9 protein-coding genes are annotated in these 16,955 nt (G+C 72.9%); 4 read left to right on the top strand and 5 right to left on the bottom strand.

Annotated elements, in window-relative coordinates; translation table 11 throughout:
- Positions 1-115: 115 nt before the first annotated feature.
- Both lhgO and ACWFR3_RS44540 read right to left on the bottom strand, forming a co-directional pair.
- The gene (lhgO, locus tag ACWFR3_RS44545) at positions 116-1,318 is read right to left on the bottom strand and encodes an L-2-hydroxyglutarate oxidase (RefSeq protein ID WP_453740430.1); all 1,203 of its coding nucleotides are present in this window, start codon (positions 1,316-1,318) and stop codon (positions 116-118) included.
- Between the two features lie 124 nt (positions 1,319-1,442).
- Positions 1,443-2,909, bottom strand: coding sequence for an MFS transporter (locus ACWFR3_RS44540; protein ID WP_453740429.1), 1,467 nt, complete (start codon positions 2,907-2,909; stop codon positions 1,443-1,445).
- Positions 2,910-3,607: 698 nt separating this feature from the next.
- On the opposite strand from ACWFR3_RS44540, the gene ACWFR3_RS44535 reads away from it, so the two are divergent.
- Together ACWFR3_RS44535 and ACWFR3_RS44530 are read left to right on the top strand one after the other, a co-directional pair.
- Positions 3,608-5,695, top strand: a complete 2,088-nt coding sequence (locus ACWFR3_RS44535) for an asparagine synthase-related protein (RefSeq protein ID WP_453740428.1) — start codon at positions 3,608-3,610, stop codon at positions 5,693-5,695.
- Between the two features lie 261 nt (positions 5,696-5,956).
- On the top strand, positions 5,957-9,202 hold the full coding sequence (locus tag ACWFR3_RS44530) for an AfsR/SARP family transcriptional regulator (RefSeq protein WP_453740427.1): 3,246 nt from the start codon (positions 5,957-5,959) through the stop codon (positions 9,200-9,202).
- 21 nt (positions 9,203-9,223) lie between these two features.
- Here ACWFR3_RS44530 and ACWFR3_RS44525 read toward each other — a convergent pair whose 3' ends face one another.
- Positions 9,224-11,158: a sigma-70 family RNA polymerase sigma factor gene (locus ACWFR3_RS44525; protein ID WP_453740426.1), complete on the bottom strand. Its 1,935-nt coding sequence runs from the start codon at positions 11,156-11,158 to the stop codon at positions 9,224-9,226.
- A gap of 242 nt (positions 11,159-11,400) precedes the next feature.
- Complete coding sequence (locus ACWFR3_RS44520; protein WP_453740425.1) at positions 11,401-12,174, bottom strand: TetR/AcrR family transcriptional regulator; 774 nt, start codon at positions 12,172-12,174, stop codon at positions 11,401-11,403.
- A gap of 373 nt (positions 12,175-12,547) precedes the next feature.
- Between ACWFR3_RS44520 and ACWFR3_RS44515 the strand changes: the two genes are divergently transcribed.
- Together ACWFR3_RS44515 and ACWFR3_RS44510 are read left to right on the top strand one after the other, a co-directional pair.
- On the top strand, positions 12,548-13,906 hold the full coding sequence (locus ACWFR3_RS44515; RefSeq protein ID WP_453740424.1) for an NAD(P)/FAD-dependent oxidoreductase: 1,359 nt from the start codon (positions 12,548-12,550) through the stop codon (positions 13,904-13,906).
- Between the two features lie 142 nt (positions 13,907-14,048).
- Positions 14,049-15,716 (top strand): ATP-binding SpoIIE family protein phosphatase, encoded by a 1,668-nt coding sequence (locus ACWFR3_RS44510; RefSeq protein WP_453740423.1) that lies wholly within the window; start codon positions 14,049-14,051, stop codon positions 15,714-15,716.
- A gap of 27 nt (positions 15,717-15,743) precedes the next feature.
- Here ACWFR3_RS44510 and ACWFR3_RS44505 read toward each other — a convergent pair.
- On the bottom strand, positions 15,744-16,955 hold a 1,212-nt coding region (locus ACWFR3_RS44505), incomplete at its 5' end, for an MFS transporter (protein ID WP_453740422.1).

The raw sequence follows: 16,955 nt of genomic DNA, 5'->3' as shown, positions 1-16,955 counted from the left end.
GCTGAAGATATTCAGCCCGTCCGGCGTTTGAGGACATCTTGTCGGGGGTCCAGGGGGCGGAGCCCCATGGTTTCGGGAAGGGGCGGGATTGGGGAAAGCCCCGCAGGGACCGCCCCTACATCGCCGCAAGCACCCGCCGGGCCACCGCCCTGCCGATAGGCAGCGAGGCCGTCGCCGCAGGCGAAGGCGCGTTCAGGACGTGCACCGCCCTCGCCCCCTCCCGGATCAAGAAGTCGTCGACAAGCGTCCCGTCCCGCAGGACGGCCTGCGCCCGCACCCCCGCAGCCACCGGCACAAGATCATCCGAGGTCACCGCGGGCAGCAGCCTCCGCACCGCCGTGGTGAAGGCCGCCTTGGAGAAGGACCGCCGGACCTCCCCGGCCCCGTACCTCCAGTGGCGCCCGGCCATCCGCCAGGAACCCGGCCAGCTCACCGTGCCCGCCAGCTCCAGAGGCCGCACCACACCCCATCCGTACCCCTCGCGGGCCAGCGCCGGCACCGCGTTGGGGCCCACATGGACGCCGCCCCCTATGCCCCGCGTCAGATGCACCCCCAGGAAGGGGAAGGCCGGGTCCGGCACCGGATACACCAGCCCCCGCACCAGCTCGGGCCGCTTCAGGTCGAAGTACTCCCCCCGGAAGGGCACGATCCGCATGCCGGGGTCGTCACCGGCGAGCATCGCGACCCGGTCGCAGTGCAGCCCGGCGCAGTTGACCAGGACCTTCCCCCGCACCACCGAGCCGTCGGCCGTGCGCACGGCAACGCCGAGCGACGCGCGCCGGTCGATGCGGACGACCTCCGCCCCGTAACGGACATCCGCCCCCGAGGCGTCCGCCAGCCGCTCGGCCACCTGGCCGTAGTCACATATCCCGGTCGTCCCGACCTGGATCGCGGCGAGCCCCCGCACCTCGGGTTCGTACTCCGCGATCTGGGCGGGGCCCAGCTCCCGCACCGGAATGCCGTTCTCCCGGCCGCGCTGGACGAGCGCGTGCAGTCGGGCGAGCTCGGAGCGCTCCGTGGCGACGATCAGCTTGCCCGTGACCTCGTGCGCGATGCCGTACTCCGCGCAGAACTTGACCATCTCGGCGGCGCCGCGCACCGCGTACCGCGCCTTGAGGGAGCCGGGGCGGTAGTAGATCCCGCTGTGGATCACCCCGCTGTTGCGTCCCGTCTGGTGCCGGGCGGGGCCCGGCTCCTTCTCCAGGACGGTGACCCGCGTCCCCGGCGCGGCGCGCGTGATGGCATACGCCGTCGACAGACCGACGATCCCGCCGCCGATCACCAGCACATCGCAGTCGTACGTCACTGCTCGGACCATCCCGCATCACCTCCCACACCGATAGTGCACTGCGCCACTGACAACGCCTTCAAACCCGGCGAGGGCCGCAGGGTTACAGGGTGCGTAAAAGCTGTTGCCGTCCGGGCGGTGCACGGGGAACGAATTACGCGGGCGCCATGAGCAGCGGCCGCGCCCGCTCCCGCAGCTCCACCACCCGTGGCTCGTCGCCGTACGGCTCCAGGCGGTGCAGCAGGTCCTTCACGTACTCCGTCGTCCGCGCGGACGAGATGCGCCCCGCGACCTCCAGCGCGCGCGTGCCCTGCTCGCAGGCCGCGTCGAGGTTCCCCGACTCCAGTTCGGCGACCGCCGACACCACCAGCCGCAGACCGTGCGAGCGCACGAACTCCTCCGTCGGCCGCGACAGTGCCTGCTCCGTGAAGCGCCGCACCTGGCGGGGCGCCTTCAGGTCGCGATAGCACTCGGCGGCATCCGCCGCGAAGCGGTCGTATCCATAGAAACCCAGCCATGACGGGTCATTGTCACCGTCGCGGGCCCGCTCCAGCCACCCCTCGGCCGCCCGGAGCGCCGCCCCGGCCGCCTGCGCATCACTGGCGCGTGCATGCGCGCGTGCCTCGACGAGGCGGAAGAAGCTCATCGTGCGCGCCGTGGCCAGACCGCGGTTGCGCTCCAGGGCCGCCTGCGCGAGGTCGACGCCCTCGTCGCCGAAGCCGCGGTAGGTCGCCTGGAGGGACATGGACGCGAGGACATACCCGCCTAAGGGCACGTCCGCCGCCGCGCGGGCCAGGCGCAGGGCCTGGATGTAGTAGCGCTGGGCGGCTTCCTGCTGGCCGGTGTCGAAGGCCATCCACCCGGCGAGGCGCGTCAGCTCGGCCGAGGCCCCGAAGAGCGAGCGGCCCACCTCGTCGGAGTACGAACCGAGCAGCAGGGGCGCCGCCTCGACCCGCAGGCACTCCGGGACCATCGACGAACGCCAGTCGCCCCCGCCGTACTTGGAGTCCCAGCGCCGGGCGTCCTCTGCGGCCTCCCGCAGCTTCACCACGTCGCTGTGGCCGACCTTGATCGGCTGGCCGCCGCTCGCGCTGTCGGTGCCGTCACCGGGGTGGACCATCTCGCGCGGCTCGTCCGGAGTGACGTCACGGGCGACCGAGCTGTCGGCCGGGGTTATCAGCCAGCGCGAGGCGGGAGTCGCGTACGCGCTCACGGCGAAGGAGCCGGCCAGGGACTGCCAGATGCCGCCGCCGCCCGCGCGCCTGCCCGCCAGATCGAGGCGGTAGAGCTCGGTGGCCGACTTGACCGCGGCGCCCACGTCGCGCGGGAAGGCGAGACCCACCTCAGGCGCCGGATCGGCGTCGGCGAGCCCGATCTCGTGCAGCGGAACGGGGCGCCCGAGCTTCTGCCCGATGGCCGCGGCGATGAGGTGCGGGGCGGCGCCCTGCGGCACCATGCCCTTCGACACCCACCGGGCCACCGACGTCTTGTCGTACCGAAGCGTCAACCCGCGTTGGGCGCCGAGGTCGTTGACCCTGCGCGCGAGTCCCGCATTGCTGATTCCCGCGAGGGCGAGAACGGTGCCGAGCTTTTCGTTCGGCCCGCGTTGCTCCCTGGACATGGCCACCCCTCGACACAGACGGCTGCCGTGCGATGGCTTGACCGCGCGGCATTCGTGCTGCGTTCCCCCAGGGACAGCGACGTCCGCGACAACGACCGCCGTGGCCCGGAACCTCGGCCGCAAGAGCATTTGGCCGAGCCCCCAGGTATATGCCTCCGCGAAAACATCAGCACACACAGCGTAGTTCGCCGAATCCCAAGCGTTAAGAGGCGCAGTTCCGTATGGCGAGATTGTTGCCGGTAGGGAAGTGCGGGAGTGCCGGGGTGTGCTCCCGGTGTGTGGCCGTGCGCCCGCATGTGCGCTCTTCTCCGGCCATAAGGGGAGCGCTTCCATTGACGGTGCGTGGGTCGGCCCGCTGCGCTGGAGTCAGCGGGCTGGGGGACGCCGCCGCCTCCATCCCCGCGGGCGGCGGACCAGTCCGGGGGGCGGGCAACGCCTCCCGGACTGTGTGTTGCCGGTTGCGGTTCCGTCACGCGAGCGCCATCCGCTTATTTGGCCGAAAATCGCCTCCCCGGAGGCCGGGGGAAAGAGCCCCCGCGCAAGGAGGAGGGCGTGGTTGCGCCCTTCAAGTACCGCTCCCCGGCGGCAGATTAAGGGGAGCGCGAGCACCTCCGTAGCCACTCCCGCACGCCTCCTTCGTGGCAGCATGGGACCCCAGTTCTTCGATGAGCTGGTTGTCCACAGCCTGTGGAGGCAACATGCGGTGGTTGGTGGGGTGGAGCAGCACTGCCGCGAAGCCGTCGGTGGTGGGCTCGGCCGGAGCCACCGGTGAGAACGGCGAGACCGTCCACCCCGTAGGCTCCCAACTTCTCTGGGGAGACCCGGATCCGCTCTGGGCGGTCGGCGACTGGCGCGCCGACGAGGTGCGGACGGTGAAGGCCGACGAGCAGACGCGCATCGCGGTCCTCGGCACCTGCGGCGCGAGCGACGAGGAACTGCGGGTCGGCCTCTTCGCGGCCCGCGGGGGCGCGTTGCGGCATCTGACCGCGTGGTCCGGCAGCTACACCGCGGTCGTCCAGGTCGGACGCCGCGTCATGATCGCCGGAGACCTCGCGGGCGCGCGCCCGGTCTTCTACACGCCCTGGGCCGACGGCACGGCCTTCGCGACGGCCGCGCTGCCCCTCGCCGACCTCATCGAGGCCCATCTGGACATCGGCCACCTCGCGGCGCTGCTCGCCGCCCCCGATGTGCCGGAGGCGCTGCACGACTCGACGCCCTACCAGGGCGTGCGGCGCGTGCCACCGGGGCATGCGCTGATCCTGCGCGCCGGAGCACGCGAGATCGCCGGGTACGAACACGTGGCGTCCCTGGCGGTCGCCGCGCCCGCCGCCGACGCCTCCACCGCGGTGGACGGCGTCCGGGACGCTCTCGTGGAGGCGGTACGCACCCGCCTCGGCGCCCCGCGGCACGTCCCCGGAGCGGAGGTCGACCCCGGACCCGTGCCCGGTATGGGCCCGGCCGAGCGGCGGGCCGCGCGCGGGATGCCGGTGCCCGGCATCGGCGCAGACCTCTCCGGAGGGCCCGCGTCCGGCACCCTCGCGCTGCTCGCCGCGGGCCTCCCCGGGATGCCGGGGACGGTCCTGGGCCATGGCACGGGCGCGGGGGAGCGGCTCCTCGCCGTCACCTTCAACGACCTCGCGATCAACGGCCGCGAGGCCGAGCTGGAGCGTGCGGGTGCCATCGCGGCCAATCCCCGCCTGCACCACGTGGTGGTCGCCGCCGGCGAAGAGGCCCTTCCGTACGCGGACCTGGACGGCCCTCTGACGGACGAGCCGAGCGCCGCCCTCGTCACCGCCCAGCGCCACCGTGCGCGGCTCTCCTCGGGCAGCGCGGACCACTTCACGGGGTACGGCGCCCGGCAGGTCCTCGACGCGCATCCGGCCCGCCTCGCCGACCTCCTGATGGACCGCAGGCGGCGTCATCTGGTGCGCCCCGTCGCCGCGTTGGCGAAGGCCGACGGCTCCGTCATGGTCCCCGCGCGCGTGTACGGCGCCGCGCGCAAGCTCTCCCGGATGTCCTACCGCGCGGGCGTCGATTCGCTCGCCGACCGTCTCCTGCAGCGCCGCTTCGACGAGCCCGGCGGGGCGGTGGGGGCGTCGATGGCCGCCCTCGCCTGGGCCAGGCCGGGGCCCGCGGCCCGCTGGCTGACGGGCGAGGCCCTGGCAGAAGTATCGGTTCGTCTCCAGGACACGACCGGGCGCCCCGGCGCCGGACCCGGCCAGCGCCCCGGCGAGTTCCGCGCCCGCGCGGCGCTCGCCCGGCACGCGGCGGACCTGCGCGTCCTGGAACAGGCGGCCGAGGTCCGCTTCCAGCGCCTGCACGCGCCGTTCCTGGACAACCAGGTGGTCAGGGCCTGCCGCGCGCTCCCCGTCGCCCTGCGCGTCCAGCCGGGATCCCGCGCGGCGATCCTGCGTACGGTCCTGGAGGGCGCCGGAGTGGCCGAACTGCCGCCCGGCTGGGGCGCTCCCTCGCACGCGTCGTCGGCCGCCGCGGCGCGCACGGGCCTGCGGGTGTCCCTGGACGACCTGCTGTCCCTTTTCGACACGCCCCTGCTCGCACAGGCGGGCCTGGTGGAGGCCCGCGTGGTCCGCAAGGCGCTGCGCGCGGCCGCGGAGGGCGAACCGCTGCCCCTGGACGGCCTGGCGGACCTGGTCTCCACGGAACTGTGGCTGCGCCGCCTGCTGTCCCGCAGGGGCACCTGCTGGACCGGCACCCCTGCCCGGCAGCGGGCCGTCCCTACGGGGAGCGTCGTTCCGCAGAGGGGGGCGTTGGGGGCGGGGCGGTAGTGGGTGGCGAGGCAGGGGTGTCCGGTGGCGCCATTGCCCGCCGGTGAGACCGGAGATACCAGCCTGTCATGGGGGTCCCCTGCTCTTTAAGAGCTTGGGGGAGTTTGAGGACGAACGCGGCGGAGCCGGTGATGACGGCGCGTACAAGGCAGGCCCCCGCGCCGGCGAGTTTTCGGGAAGGGGCGGGGTTGGGGAAGAGAACCCGCGCCGGCGAAGGGAAACCCCCGGGCCCCATCCGGCGCCACCGGCGAGAATGACCCCGTGCGGTACAAGATTCTGGGCGCCACCGAGGCGTACGACGAACAAGGGGCGCCCCTGCCCGTGGGCGGCAGGCGGCTGCGCGCACTCCTCGCCGTCCTCGCGCTCCGGGCCGACCGCACCGTGCCCGCGGACACCCTCATCGACGAGGTGTGGGCGCGGGACGAGCCGCCCGCCGACGCCCCCGCCGCACTCCAGGCCCTCATCGGCCGCCTGCGCCGCGCACTCGGCAAGGACGCCATCGCCTCGGAATCCGGCGGCTACCGCCTCACCGCCACCCCCGAAGACGTCGACCTGCACCGCTTCGAACGCCTCGTACGCGAGGGGAAAGCGGCCCTGCACCGCGACGACCCGGCATCGGCCGCCCGCACCCTGCGCGAAGCGCACACCCTGTGGCGCGGCCCCGCCCTCGCCGACCTGCCCGACCGCAGCGCGGCCACCCGCCCCGAAGTGCTGCTCGCCGAGGCCACCCGCGCGCGCATCGAGGCGGACCTGCTCCTGGGCCACGCCTCCGACGTCGTACCGGAGCTGAGGGAACTCACCGCCGCCCAGCCGTACGACGAGACGCTGCACGCCCTCCTGATCCGCGCCCTGCGCGACGCGGGCCGCGGAGCCGATGCCCTGGCCGCGTACGAGACCGCGCGCCGCACACTCGCCGACGCCCTCGGCGCGGACCCCGGCCCGGAACTCCGGATGCTGCACGCCGAGTTGCTGGACCCGGCGGCGGACACGGCGGACACGGTAGCCACGGCGGCCACGGTCGACGGATCAGAGCGGCCGGGACGGCCGGAGCGCCCGGAGCGTTCGGGCAATCTCCGCCCCCGCCTGACCTCTTTCGTCGGCCGGGAACCCGAACTCGCCGCCATCCGTTCAGATCTACGACGAGCCCGCCTGGTCACCCTCACCGGCCCCGGCGGCTCCGGCAAGACCCGCCTCGCCGAGGAAGCCGCCGCCGGGCATCCGCAGGCATGGCTGGCCGAGCTCGCGCCGCTCGACCATCCCGAGGCGGTTGCCGGCGCGGTCGTCAGCGCCCTCGGTCTGCGCGAGACCGTGCTGATGACCAGCGAGTTGACGGTCCCGCAGAGCGACCCGGTCGCCCTGCTCGTCGAGTACTGCGCCCCGCGCAGCCTGCTCCTGCTCCTTGACAACTGCGAACACGTCATCGGTGCCGCCGCCGAACTCGCCCAGACCCTCCTCACGCACTGCCCGGACCTCACCGTCGTCGCCACCAGCCGTGAACCCCTTGGCGTGCCCGGCGAGTTCGTCCGCCCCGTCGAGCCGCTGCCGCCCGACCCGGCGTACCGCCTGTTCACCGAGCGCGCCACAGCCGTGCGCCCGGACTTCGCCCCGGAGGAGCACGCCGAGGCCGTCGCCGAGATCTGCCGCCGTCTCGACGGCCTTCCGCTCGCCATCGAGCTGGCCGCCGCCCGCCTGCGGCTGCTCACACCCCGGCAGATCGCCGACCGCCTCGACGACCGCTTCCGCCTCCTCACCAGCGGCAGCCGCACGGTCCTGCCCCGCCAGCAGACCCTGCGGGCCGTCGTCGACTGGTCCTGGGACCTGCTCGGCGAGGGCGAGCGGACGGTCCTGCGCGAGGCGTCCGTCTTCGCGGGCGGCTGGGACCTCCCGGCCGCTGAGGCGGTCTGCACCGGGCCCGCCGCCGACCTCATCGGCGCCCTCGTGGACAAGTCGCTGCTCGTCGCCGAGCCCACGGCCAGGGGCGACATGCGCTACCGCATGCTGGAAACCATCCACGAGTACGCCTCCGAGCGGGCCGCCGAGACCCCGGAGCTCCGCACCGCCGCGGGCCACCGCCACACCGCGTATGTCCGAGCGCTGCTCGAAAAGGCCGAACCCCTCCTCCGCTCGGCGGACCAACTCCCGTGGATCCAGCGCCTGGAGACCGAGCTGGACAACATCCGCGCGGCCCTGCAGCGCACGATCGAGTCCCGCCGGGAAGAAGACGCCCTCGCCCTGGCCCTGGGCGTCGCCTGGTTCTGGTGGCTGCGGAACTACCGCAGGGAGAGCATGGAGTGGATCGACCGCATCCTGCGCCTCGCGCCACCGATGCCGTCGACCCCGCAGGGCGGTGACGGCCCTGACGGAGTCCCCGACGGCACGGACGACCCGCTCCACTGGTCCTGGATGAGCCTGCGGATGCTGCGCCTCTTCGTTGCGATGGAGTCCGGCTCGACGGACGAGCTGGCCGGTGCCGAGAACCGCGCGTACATCGCGCGGGTGCGGGACGTCTTCGCACGGCCGGTGCCGGCGGCGGCCCGCTTCCCCGGCCTCATCTGGCCGTTCGTCGCCGCCTTCCTCGACGACGCCGATGCCGCGAGGCCCGCCATGGACGAGGTGGTCGCCAACTGCCGCAGGTACGGCGGCGACTGGGAGGTCGGCGTCAGCCTGATGTTCCGTACGCACCTGGCCGTCGACGCCCCCGGCAATCTGTCCGGGGTCGACGAGGACCTCGCCGAGCTCCGCGGGCTCAGCAGGCGCGCGGGCGACCGCTGGATGCGCGCCCAGGTGTCCAGCGCGGCGGGCGAGGCAGCGATGGCCCGCGGCCTGCACGAGGAGGCGCGCACGGAGTACGACGAAGCGCTGCGGCTCGCGTACGAAGTGGGTGCGTACGCGGAGACCCCCTTCCTCATCGTCCGGCTCGCCGAGATCGCGTTCCGCGAGGGCGACCGCGACCTGGCGGTCAAGGCGCTGCACGAGGCAGGAGTCGAGGCCGACCGGTACGGCGTGGGGGACGCGCGGGCGTTCATGCGGATGCTGCAGTCGATGGTGGCGCTGGACGCGGGCGACATCGCCGGCGCCCGCACCCTCTTCGAGTCCTCCCGCGCCACCGCCGACCGCGGCACCCCGCCACCGCAGTTCATCGCGGGCCTGCGGAACCTGGAGGCGAATATCGTGGCCGCCGAGTCAGGTCCGGAGCATGGGCTGCCGCTGCTCGTTCACGCCTTGCGCGAAGCCCTGCGCAACCAGTGCGCGGAGCTGGTCATCGCATCCCTGACGGACAGCGCGGCCACCCTGGTCAGCGGGCTCGGCGACCATGCCCGCGCGGCGCGTCTGCTCGCTTTCGGAACCCAGCTGCGGGGCGGCAATCCGCGCCCGATGCCGGAGCGGTCCGACGCCGAGCGGGTCGAGCAGGCGGCACGCACCGCCCTCGGCAAGAGCCGGTACGAGGCCGAGTACGCCGCGGGCGCCGAACTCACCACCGCCGACGCGCTCGCGCAACTGGGCTGAACCGCACCGCCGTCCACATGCCTACGTACAGCGGAAGCGCGACTGCGCCCAGTCCGCGAGCGCGGCCGTGTCGAACGGCGAATGCGGCTCGACGACCAGGCGGATCGTCTTGCGCCCGGTCAGGTTCACCTGCACCGGTACCGCCGGGTCCCCGCCCTTGACCAGCGGTGACCGCCACAGCCGTACGCCGTCCCCGAAGACCGAGAACCGCACCTTGCCGAGGCCCATGGTCATGTCGTCGACACCCACGACCGCCTCGTACGACGAGCACGCGCGGTTCAGGTCGATGGTGACGGAGGACTGGCCATGGACGGTCACCCCGTGGCCGTACCGCGTGTCCGCGATGGACAGGCCGCCGCGCTGCCAGACCCAACTGCTCTCGCCGAGCCGCATCTCGGGCTTGGTGCCGTCACCGACGATGCCGTACCGCAGCTCGCTCCACTGGTAGACCGCCGGAGCGGGCGGCGGCGGGGGCGGCGGCTTGGGCTTCGGCTCGGACGGCGTGGGGGTCGGCTTCGGCTTCGGGGCCGGTGGCTCGGGCTTCGGAGTGGGCGTCGGGGTCGGCTTCGGCTCGGGGGCAGGCTTCGACGGCGGCTTCGGCTTCTTCTCGGCGACCGGCTGCTCGGGCCCGGGCTTCGGCTTGGGCTTCGACTCCGGGGGCGGCGGCTTGCTCGGCGCGACGGGCTCGACGGCCGGGGGCTTCCCGGCGTCCGGCAGGTCCTTGGGCTTCTCCCCGCCGCCCGCCGTGAGCGCGAGCGCCACCGCCGCGGCCGCCGCGGCGACCACACCCGCGGCGATACCGGCCTTCGCGGGCGCACCGAGCCCCTCGGCGGCAGCGCCACCGCCGGCGGCACCGCCGGACGAGCCGCCGCTCGCCGCTGCCGCACCCGCCGCACCGGCGCCCGCCGCACCCGCGGCGCCACCGCCGACGAGGGCCGCCACCTTCGCGTACCCGGCGGCACCGAACCAGCCGATGACCGCGATCGGCACGACCCCCGGGATGCCGCTCGCGACTTCCTTGATCTGGCCGGCGGCCAGGCGGCACTTGGCGCATTCCTCCAGGTGCTTGCGCAGGCCGCGCTCGGCCCGCGTGCGCAGGCTGCCGCGGGCGTAGGCGCCGAGACGGTCGGCGTAGCGGGCACACTCCTCGTTCTCGGCGAGGGCGGTGCTCACATGGGCCTGGAGGTACGCCTCCTTGAGCCCCTCGCGGGCCCGCTTGGCGAGGACCCGGGTGCCGTTGGCGTCGAGCCCGAAGAGCGTGGCGACGTCGCTCGGGGACTCGTCCTCGATCTCCGTGTGCCAGAGCACGGCCTGCCAGCGCTCCGGGAGGCTCCGGAACGCCTGCATGGCCATGGACTGCTCGGCCTCGTGCATCGCGAGCACGTCCGCACCCAGATCGAGCGTGTCGTCGTCGGACACTTCGGAGGTGCGGGCGGCCTGCGCGGCGAACACCGCGAAGTCCTCGACCAGTTGCTCCCGCTTTGCCGACTTCGTCCACCCGGCGGCGACACGGCGCACCGTGGTGAGCAGATACGCGCGCACCGCGTGCTCGGGTCCGCTGCCGCCACGGACCGCCTGCAGCATCCGCGCGAAGACCTCGGCCGTGAGGTCGTCGGCGGTGTGCGCGTCCCGGCAGCAGGTGCGGGCGTACCGGCGGACGGCTTCGGCGTGCCTTCGGTACAGCTCTTCGTACGCGGTGTCGTCGCCCGCCCGCATGCGGGTGATCAGGTCGCTGTCGGGCGGCGGGCCGTCTCCGGAGACGAGCGGCGCCGGGGCCTGGCTCCGGATGCCCTCCCGCTGCGGCGGAACACTGGGATCCGCGCCGACGGGGCCGGCACCGGGGCCGGTACCAGGACCCGTACCGGGGCCGCCCTGACTCGGAACCTGCCGCGGCGGAAGTCCTGCGGCCTCCTCGCCCAAGTCGGCGGACGACTCGTCCCGCCCGTCACCACTCATCGCGGAAAGCCCCCGCTTGCACACTCAGACCCGGCCATCCGCGAAAGCGTGCCACACGGTCGCGCGCCGGCGGACGGCGATGGCCGTCAACCACTCTTCCGAGGTGACTTCCCGTTTTCGAGCACTACCGTTCACCCAATCGGGGAAGGCTCAACCGCCATGTGCGCGCCGGAGGTTGAGCCGACCCCGCCAATGGTTCCGTGCGGGCTCCGTGCCGATCCCCGCGCCGTCCACGAACCGCGTCAGGCCGTGGGGCGCGAGCGGAGTCCCTCGAGCAGGATGTCGAGCAGCCGCGACGAGGCCGCCGCCTGCTGCGCCGCGTCCGGCAGCGAGGGCGCCGCCGTGGCTATCACCAGGAGTACGTCCGCCACGGTCACGTCCGCGCGCAGCTCGCCCGCCGCACGCGCCCGATCCACGAGGCGCCCGACGACGTCCAGGAGCGCGACCGCGCCCGGGTCGTCCGCCGCCGACTCCTCGGCCGGAGCCGAGCGCTGCTCGACGAGCCGCAGCTCGGGAGCGGCCAGAGCCGCCTGCCGCTGCTGCGGCACGCGCGCCTCGTCGTCCCCCGCGCCCGCGACCTCGTCCGCGACGCCCACCCGAAGCACCTGCGGCGGAAGCAGCCGCCCCGCGCCCGAGGCGACGGACGTCCGCAGGAAGCGCGAGAGCGCCGACCACGGCTCGTCCTCCTGCCCGAGCGCCGAACGCGCCTGGTCGGTCAGCCGGGAAGTCTCCTCCTCGGCTATGCGCCGCACCAGCACGTCCTTGCTGGGGAACCGGCGGTAGACCGTGCCCACGCCGACGCGCGCGCGCCGGGCCACGTCCTCCATCGGCGCGCCGTAACCCAGCTCGCCGAAGACCTCGCGCGCCGCGCGAAGAACATGCTCGAGATTGCGCTGTGCGTCCACACGCAGCGGCGTCGAACGCGGCCCGTCCCCCATGTCGCGTCCGTTCCCGCTGGTGGCGACGGCTGATGCCGGCGCTGAGGTGGAAGTCCAGTGAGATTCCTGAATATGCATACGCGTTCCCCCGGTAATGACGTCTCCCCCCGGAGACACTCCCCGCCATTGACAACCGGAGCGTGAGGAGCAAGCCCGACTTCCCGGGCCCTGACCGGACCCGACGAGCGCATCCCCCGACACCCCGACGACACACGAACATAGTTGAGGCAGAGTCAATTCAGAAGGGGTGGGTTCCGCACGGAGCTCCCCCCGATCGGAGTACGCACCGATTCCGACCCGATTGCACCCCACCGCTTTCCCCCTATCCCCCCTGCTGACCTGCGCTTACCCCTTGAACCCCGGCAGGGCCCCGGCGTCGTGGCGCGAGCCTCGGCCGGTCACACAAATTGCTCAGCCTGTGGACAAACTCAAGAGCTGGGTGCGTCATGGGATGGTGAAGGAACCTGTGCGCATTCTCGTTGTGGGCGGCGGCTACGTCGGCATGTACACCGCGCTGCGCCTCCAGCGGAAGCTGAAGCCGGAGCTGACGCGGGGCGAAGCGGAGATCGTGGTGGTGACGCCCGACCCGTACATGACCTACCAGCCATTCCTGCCCGAAGCCGCGGCCGGCTCGATCTCGCCGCGCCATGTCGTGGTCCCGCTCCGCCGCGTCCTGCACAGATGCCGCATCGTCATCGGCGAGATCGCGTCGGTCGACCACGCAAAGCGCACGGCCTCCTTCACCACGCTCGCCACCGCGGACGAGGGCACGGGCGCCGTCGACATCACGTACGACGAAATCGTCATGGCCCCCGGATCCGTCGCGCGTACCCTGCCCATCCCCGGCCTGGCCGAGCACGGCATCGGCTTCAAGACCGTCGAAGAGGCCATCGGCCTGCGCAACCACGTCATCGAACAGATGGACATCGCCTCGTCGACCCGCGACCCGGCGATCCGCGACGCGGCCCTGACCTTCGTCTTCGTGGGCGGCGGCTACGCGGGAGTCGAGGCGCTCGGCGAGCTCGAGGACATGGCCCGCTACGCCTCGCGGTACTACCACAACGTCAAGCCCGAGGACATGAAGTGGATCCTCGTCGAGGCCACCGGGCGGATCCTCCCCGAGGTCGGCGCCGAGATGGGCAAGTACACCGTCAGTGAGCTGCGGCGCCGCAACATCGACGTACGCCTGGAGACGCGCCTCGAATCGTGCGAGGACCGGGTCGTCGTACTGAGCGACGGCGCGCGCTTCCCCACCCGTACGGTCGTGTGGACCGCGGGCGTCAAACCGCACCCGGTGCTCGCCGCGACCGACCTGCCGCTGAACGAACGCGGCCGCCTGGACTGCACCGCCGAGCTGACCGTCGCGGGCACCACGCACGCGTGGGGCGCGGGAGACGCGGCGGCCGTCCCCGACGTCACGGCCGACGAACCCGGCAAGGAGTGCGCCCCCAACGCCCAGCACGCGGTGCGCCAGGCCAGGACGCTCGGCGACAACATCGCGGCGTCCCTGCGCGAACAGCCCCTCACGGAGTACACGCACAAATACGTGGGCTCGGTCGCCTCCCTGGGACTGCACAAAGGTGTCGCGCATGTCTACGGACGGAAGTTGAAGGGCTACCCTGCCTGGTTCATGCACCGCGTCTACCACCTGAGCCGTGTGCCCACCGTCAACCGCAAGTCCCGGGTGCTCTCCGAATGGATCCTTTCGGGCCTGTTCAAACGAGAGATCGTCTCCCTGGGATCGCTCGAGCACCCGCGTGCGGAGTTCGAACTCGCTGCCGGGGGCAGAAGCCCGAAGGAGTCCTCCTGAACGGAGACAGGAACTCCCCGCGTGACACCGGCGTCTGACGGATGTCAGTCCGGTCGGCCAGACTGTTCGTGTGACCATGGGCGGGCCAGGACCGCCGGAAATCCCCGCCCGATCCAGAAGCGACATCACGAGGCCTACCGCAGTGAACTTCACGCGCTGGAGCGCCCGGCTCCCCGGAACGCAGCGCCGCGCCGCGGCGCGCACCGACCTGGGGATCTCCCCGCCACAGCGAACCGAGAGCTCAGTCCCTGCGGCCCGCGCCGAAGGCGGCAAGGAGGGCACGACGCTCACCCCCGCCGCCGGTGTCGACGAACTGCCGACCCGCGAAGTGCTCGACCGCATCCCGGCCCTCGTCGCCCTGGTGCACGGCCCCGAGCACCGCATCGCCTACGTCAACGACGCGTACGCCGGCGCGTTCGGCGAGCGCCCCGTGGGCGAACCCGCCCGCGTCGCGCTGCCCGAGCTGACCGAGCTCGGCCTGCTGCCCCTCATGGACCAGGTCCTGCGCAGCTCGAAGCCACGCACGGTCAAGTCCCGCAAAGCGGCAAGCGGCCGTTCGTACACCTTCACCTGCACCCCCGTCACGCTCCCCGTGAGCGGCGACGCGCACCTCACGGACGACGGCATCCTCGTCTTCGCCGCCGACGTCACCGACCACGCGGAGGCCGCCGAGCGGCTGCGCGCCAGCGAGCGCAGCCAGCGCGAAACCGCCGTCACCCTGCAACGCTCACTGCTCCCGCAGGAGTTGGAACAGCCGGACGACCTGCGCATCGCCGCCACGTACCAACCGGGCGGCACGGAGGCAGCGGTCGGCGGCGACTGGTACGACGTGATCACCCTCGGCGGCGGCCGAACCGCCCTCGTCATCGGCGACGTCATGGGCCGCGGCGTCCGCGCGGCGGCCGTCATGGGCCAGCTCCGCACCGCCGTGCGCGCCTACGCCCGCCTGGACCTGCCCCCGCACGAGGTCCTCCAGCTCCTGGACGGCCTCGCCACCGAGATCGACGCGATGCAGATCGCCACCATGGTCTACGCCGTGCACGACCCGAACGAAGGCAGCCTGACGTACGCCTCCGCCGGGCACCTGCCGATCCTCGTACGGGACGAGGGCGGCACGATCCACCGCGCGGAGGAGCCCACGGGCCCGCCGCTCGGCACCGGCGGCTGGCTGCATACCTCGGGGACGGTCCCGCTCGGCCCCGGCTCGACCGCCGTCCTCTACACGGACGGCCTGGTCGAGCGGCGCAGCGAGGACATCGACGAAGGCGTCGCCGCCCTGGAGCGCGCCCTCGCGGGAGCCACCGGCACACCCCAGGTGGTGTGCGACCGGCTGATCCGCGCCCTGGGGGTGACGGCCGACCACGACGACGACGTGGCGGTGCTCGTCATCCAGCACCCCGCACGCAAGGGCCTGGACGCCGAGCTGTTCCGCAATGCCGCCCTGGAGCTGCTCGGCGGTGTGGAAGCGGCGCCACGCGCGCGTGCCTTCGCGACCGGCGTCCTGGCGAGCTGGCGCTTCCCGCCCGAACTGCACGACCTGGGAGTCCTCGCGGCCAGCGAACTGGTCGCCAACTCCCTCCAGCACGGCACACCGCCGATGCGCCTGCGCCTGCGCCGCACGGACCGCAGGCTGATCATCGAGGTGACGGACGGCGACGACCACCTGCCCAGGCGGCGCCGCGCCCAGCCCGCGGACGAGGCAGGACGCGGGATCGCCATCGTCGCCACGATCGCCTCGAACTGGGGCTCACGGCGCACGCCGGGCGGCGGCAAGGCGGTCTGGTGCGAATTCGCACTCCCGCGCGCGTAGTGCCGTAACGCCGTAGTGCCGTAGTGCCTAGGAGTTCGCCGGTACGGGCTCGGGGGTGCCCTGAGCGACCACCCGGCTCTTCGCCACGTAGGGCTGGTTCTGCAGCGGAGTGAGCCGCCGCCCCAGACGCACCGCGAGCACCGTGATGCCCAGCGAGAACAGCAGGAACGTCACGATGTACGGCCCGTGCAGCGCGGCCCCCATCGGACCGCCGACCGCGGGACCGACCGCGAGAGCCAGCTGCTTCACCAGGGCGAACGCCGAGTTGTACTGACCGACCATCCCGGCCGGAGCCAGATCGGCGACCAGCGGCGCGACGGTCGGCGACAGCATCGCCTCACCGAGCCCGAAGAGCGCGTACGTGGAGATGAACGCGGCGGTCGCCATGGCCTGGCTGCCGTGCCCGAGCCCGGCGTACCCGGCCGCGAGCCACGCGACGGCCCAGATGACACCGACGGCGGCGATCACCCGGGACCGCTTGCGCCGCTCGACGAACTTCAGGACGGCGAACTGCGCGACGACGATCATGGCCGTGTTGGCGGCGAGCGCGATGCCGAGCGTCGACGGCGAGATCCCGGCCGCCTCCACGCCGTACGCGGACAGACCCGACTCGAACTGGCCGTAGCAGGCGAAGAACAGCACGAAGCCGAGCACACACAGCTGCACCATGGCCTTGTGCCGGAGCAGCGCACGCAGACCGTTCTGCGGAGCGGTCCCGTCCGTGGGCACGGCGTCCTGGATGGACGGCGCGTGCGGGAGCCGCACGGTGACGACGATCGCGGCAAGCACCAGGAACATCACGGCCTCGATGGAGAACAGCGTGATGAAGCTGGCCGGGTCGTGCTCGTCGACGATCTGGCCGCCGAAGAGCCCGCCGATGCCGAGACCCAGGTTCTGCAGGAAGAACTGCATCGCGAAGGCACGCGTGCGCGTGGCGGGCGTCGAGCACCAGACGATCATCGTGGCGAGCGCCGGCTGCATCACCGCGGTGCCCGCGCCCAGGAGGGCCGCCGAGACGATCGCCGTCGGCTCACTGTTCGCGAAGCCCAGGGCCAGGGCGCCCACCGATGCGGTCAGCGCGGCTCCCATCAGTACGGGGAGCGGGCCGCGGCGGTCGATGATGCGCCCGGTGACGGGCAGGACGATCAGCGCGGCCATGGCAAAGGCGGCGAGCACGATGCCCGCCGCACCGGCCCCCAGATCTCGCACCTGCGCCACATAGACGTAGAGGAACGGAAC

This window comes from Streptomyces sp. NPDC055189 (assembly GCF_053606765.1).
The sequence above is the reverse complement of the archived record's forward strand: the minus strand, read 5'-3'. Positions and strand labels throughout refer to the sequence as shown.

Excerpts from the sequence above, each read along its gene's own strand:
- lhgO (WP_453740430.1), bottom strand. The coding sequence starts at position 1,318 with ATGGTCCGAGCAGTGACGTACGACTGCGATGTGCTGGTGATCGGCGGC.
- ACWFR3_RS44540 (WP_453740429.1), bottom strand. The coding sequence starts at position 2,909 with ATGTCCAGGGAGCAACGCGGGCCGAACGAAAAGCTCGGCACCGTTCTC.
- ACWFR3_RS44535 (WP_453740428.1), top strand. The coding sequence starts at position 3,608 with ATGCGGTGGTTGGTGGGGTGGAGCAGCACTGCCGCGAAGCCGTCGGTG.
- ACWFR3_RS44525 (WP_453740426.1), bottom strand. The coding sequence starts at position 11,158 with ATGAGTGGTGACGGGCGGGACGAGTCGTCCGCCGACTTGGGCGAGGAG.
- ACWFR3_RS44520 (WP_453740425.1), bottom strand. The coding sequence starts at position 12,174 with ATGCATATTCAGGAATCTCACTGGACTTCCACCTCAGCGCCGGCATCA.
- ACWFR3_RS44515 (WP_453740424.1), top strand. The coding sequence starts at position 12,548 with ATGGTGAAGGAACCTGTGCGCATTCTCGTTGTGGGCGGCGGCTACGTC.